The sequence below is a fragment of the Streptomyces sp. SID5785 genome, from assembly GCF_009870065.1.
Classification (GTDB): Bacteria; Actinomycetota; Actinomycetes; order Streptomycetales; family Streptomycetaceae; genus Streptomyces.
Map to the genome: position 1 here is coordinate 1 of NZ_WWIA01001027.1, position 1,278 is coordinate 1,278.

Annotated in this window: 2 protein-coding genes and 2 pseudogenes; all 4 read right to left on the bottom strand. The window is 72.8% G+C overall.

Annotation, left to right across the window (positions count from 1 at the left end):
- Positions 1 to 102 (bottom strand): annotated as a pseudogene (locus tag GTW43_RS33235) (ATP-binding protein); the annotation flags it as partial.
- 28 nt (positions 103 to 130) lie between these two features.
- Positions 131 to 535, bottom strand: coding sequence for a DUF742 domain-containing protein (locus GTW43_RS33240; RefSeq protein WP_161305703.1), 405 nt, complete (start codon positions 533 to 535; stop codon positions 131 to 133).
- A 9-nt stretch (positions 536 to 544) separates the two neighbouring features.
- Positions 545 to 982, bottom strand: a complete 438-nt coding sequence (locus GTW43_RS33245) for a roadblock/LC7 domain-containing protein (RefSeq protein ID WP_161305704.1) — start codon at positions 980 to 982, stop codon at positions 545 to 547.
- A pseudogene (locus GTW43_RS33250) lies at positions 979 to 1,278 on the bottom strand (histidine kinase); the annotation flags it as partial. The pseudogene GTW43_RS33250 and the gene GTW43_RS33245, both read right to left, overlap by 4 nt.

The window sequence follows — 1,278 nt, forward strand, 5'->3', positions numbered from 1 at the left end:
GACGAGCGTGGTCTTGCCGACGCCGAAGCCGCCGGCCACCAGGATCTTGAGCGTGACGGGCTCGACGGGGGCCGCTTCGCGCGCGGAACGCCCGAAGATCATGGATGTCTCCTGTTGGTCCGGATGTGCTTCACAGGGCCCGCAGGCCGTTGATCACGTCGCGCAGGATGTTCTCGTCGGGCAGTTCCGCCGGGGGCACGGGGCGGGTCACGTGGACCAGCTCCTCGTCGGCGAGGTCGCCTATCAGCACGCGGACGACGCCGATGGGGAGGTCCAGCTCGGCGGCCAGCTCGGCCACCGACTGCGGTCTGTCCCGGCACAGTTCGACGATGTCGACGTGCTCCGGCGACAGGGTCTGGTCCGTCGCCGGGTCGCCCGCGCGGTGTTCCGCGACGACGACCGCGATCAGGTCGAGGCGATGCTGGGCCGCGCTGGTGGTGCGGCCGCGCGTCATGGCGTACGGGCGCACCACGGGTCCGGCCTCGTCGTCGAACCAGTGGTGCGTCTCCTGCGTCCCCTCACCGTCTGCACTCATGCCGACCCACTACCCCCCGCCGGGCAGATCCGTGCGCGGAGCCGCCCCGAGATGTGCGCCGACCCGCTTGACCAGCAGGGTCATCTCGTACGCGACGAGGCCGACGTCGGAGTCCGCGTCGGACAGGACGGCGAGACAGCTGCCGTCGCCCGCCGCGGTGACGAACAGGAAGGCGTCGTCGAGTTCGACGACGGTCTGCCGGACGCCGCCGGCGTCGAAGTGCCGGCCGACCCCCTTGGCGAGACTGTGGAAGCCGGAGGCGACGGCGGCGAGATGTTCGCTGTCCTCCCGGCTGAGGTCCTTGGAGACCCCGGTCGGCAGGCCGTCCCCGGAGAGCACGAGCGCCTTGCGGATGCTGGCGACGCGGTCGACCAGGTCGTCGAGGAGCCAGTTGAGCTCCCTCGAGCCACCGGGTGTGGTGGGTGCGGTGGCCTTCGGTGCGGTCATCGACCGTCCCCCTCAGATGTCGTTCCCTGTGCTGTGCCGTCGGAGCTGTCGCTCGCGGCGTTCTCCTCGCGACCGCGCCGCCAGCCGCTCTGGAGCGAGGCCATACGGCTGCGCACCTCGTCGGCGTCGCGGTCGGCGGGTCGGGTGGAGGCGGTCTCCTCGGGGCCGGCGGCGCGGTCGCCGCGCCGGTCCGGTCCGTCCTTGAGCTGGGGCGCCAGGTTGGCCTGCCGCACGCGGCGCGGCAGCCCGCCGGACGTCGCGGACGCGGGCGCCGCGGGTTCGGACGCCCCGGGTTC